The following is a 2437-nucleotide window of genomic DNA, read 5'->3' as shown; positions in this document are numbered from 1 at the left end:
TGTTTATGGCATCATAAAAATGTAGAGTTTGGCATTTAATTTATGCAGGCCCCGAGGGGCCTGCATAAATTAAAAAAACCACTTGTCAACATTCCAAAATACACATACACTTCCTGTTGGGACAATCAAGTGCAGGAGGTATTAAGGAGATGTTGGCAGTGGCCGAAATTAATTATATCAGACATGAGGCTATCAAAAAAGATAGCAGTTATTCAAAAGTAGCGAAAAAAATTGGAAGAGACGCTAGGACTGTTAAAAAGTATGTAGAAATGGAGGATTTCAGTCCGCAGATTAAGAAAAGACAAAATAGACCTTCTCCGGTGTTAGATCCGGTAAAGGAGATTCTAGATGAGTGGATATTGGAGGACTTCAAACAAAAGAAGAAATTTAGAAGAACAGCTAAAAGAATGTGGGAACAACTTAAAGAGGAATTTGACTTTAAGGGTGCAGATCGTACAGTCAGGGAATATGTTTCAAAGCGTAAGAAGGAATTATTAAATGAGGCCAATCAAGCAGCCTTACCGCTAGAAAATAAGCCTGGTTCCGCACAAGTAGACTTCGGGGAAGCACCATTCAAATATCAAGGTGAGGATATTGTATTGCCCTATTTAGTTATGTCATATCCTCACAGTAATAGCTTCTATTTTCAGGTATTCCCTTCTCAAAACAAAGAGTGCTTTCTTGAAGGATTAAAGCGTATTTTTCATCATATGGGCGGAGTTCCAAAAAACATAAGATTTGATAACCTTTCAGCTGCCGTAAAGAAGATACTGCCAAATGGCGAACGGCAATTAACCGAGGAGTTTCAAAACTTCGTTCTTCACTATGGATTTGAGTGTGAATTTTGTAATCCTAATAGCGGTAATGAAAAGGGCCACGTCGAAGCTATGGTGAAATATGTAAGAAATAACTTTTTACTCCCTGGGCTTCATGTGTTTGACTTAGATGAGCTTAATACGACTCTGTGGAGAAAAGCCGAAAACGACCGCGAGAGAAAACACTACGAAAAAGAAACCTTCATTTCACAATTGTTTGAGGAGGACCGGAAAGCATGTTTAGTTCTTCCAAGTAAGGAATTCCAATGTGTTAGGTACGAAACTCTTAAAGCTGATAAGTACGGCTACATAAAATTAGATAAAAATCTATATTCTACATCACCTCGTTTCGCTTTAAGCAAGGTCTTAGTCAGAATATCCTACAACAAGGTTGATATCCTAACAGAAGATCAACAATTGGTTGTAAGTCATTCGAGATTATATGGTCAATATAGAAAATCAATGAAATGGCAGCCATATTTGAATTTAATGGCCAAACGCCCTTTGGCACTCAAATATACTAGTTTTTATGATCAACTTCCCACAGAATGGCAAATGTATTTTGAAGCCTGTACTGTTTCAGAAAAACAAGAAGCACTAAGATTACTGGCAATTGTATTAAAGGACCATGATTTTAACAAAATTACAGAAGCCTTAAACATCGCATCTGAGCATGGACATCCTTCTGTAGAATCTATTAAACAGGTATTCTATCAGCTCATAAACGGTCGAGGCATTCGGCCAGAACTCCATCCAACTAGGTCATTACCAGTCATGCCAGAAGCATCAAGAGGGCTAGACCACTATAACCAGCTTCTTAAAGGAGCTGAATTTAATTGAACACTAACATTGAGGAATACGCAAAAAGGTTGAAATTAAGCTGGATAAGGGAACACTACCATGAGATTGAAGCAGCTTCGAATGAAGAATATATATTAAAGCTTTTTGAACACGAAATCCAGCAACGAGAAGAACGCAAGATGAATCTTTTGCTTAAACAAGCAACGCTTCCAAAAATCGGTACAAATCCATATGACTGGAAGGACATCGTCCTTACTCCGGGGCTGAAAAGAGAAGACTTGTTAGATGGATTATTCATAGAGCAGCAGGAAAATTTAATCTTTTATGGTGGAGTAGGTACTGGTAAAACTTATTTAGCTACCCTAATTGGACTAAATGCCATACAGAAGTATGGCAAGTCCATAAAGTTCTATACGGTGGCATCGTTAGTGAATCGATTATTAGAAGCTAATGAAAAAGGGAATTTAAATAGACTCTTTAAACAGATTGAAAAGCTAGATTTATTGATCCTAGACGAATTAGGCTATATCCCCTTACATAAACAGGGAGCAGAATTATTATTTCAGGTTATTTCTATGTGTTATGAAGCTAAGAGTATCCTTATTACTACTAACCTACAATTCGGTCAGTGGAATCATGTTTTCGGAGATCCAATATTAACCGAGGCAGTCATTGACCGTCTCATCCACCATTCACATTTAATTGTATTTAAAGGCGATAGTCATCGTTATAAAGAGTCAATTATTCAAAGATAATAAACTGTTGGCAAGTGGAACATTTTTAACTGCCGTTTATTACATTTTTTGCTTGCCAAATACAGG

The 2437-nt window shown here is 37.1% G+C and carries 2 protein-coding genes; both read left to right on the top strand.

All coding sequences use genetic code 11. The annotated features are described in order from the left end of the window. Positions 1-149 precede the first annotated feature (149 nt). A complete protein-coding gene (istA, locus tag PBF_RS24625) occupies positions 150-1655 on the top strand; it encodes an IS21 family transposase (RefSeq protein ID WP_035333651.1) in 1506 nt (501 codons plus the stop codon). Further along, positions 1652-2371 carry an IS21-like element helper ATPase IstB gene (istB, locus tag PBF_RS24620; RefSeq protein ID WP_035333649.1) on the top strand — a complete coding sequence of 240 codons (720 nt, stop codon included), beginning with the start codon at positions 1652-1654 and terminating at the stop codon, positions 2369-2371. The genes istA and istB overlap by 4 nt, the downstream gene beginning before the upstream one ends. The last annotated feature ends 66 nt before the right edge of the window (positions 2372-2437 follow it).

The sequence above is a fragment of the Cytobacillus firmus DS1 genome, from assembly GCF_000565285.1.
GTDB classification, from domain to species: Bacteria; Bacillota; Bacilli; order Bacillales; family Cytobacillaceae; genus Cytobacillus; species Cytobacillus firmus_A.
The sequence above is the reverse complement of the archived record's forward strand: the minus strand, read 5'-3'. Positions and strand labels throughout refer to the sequence as shown.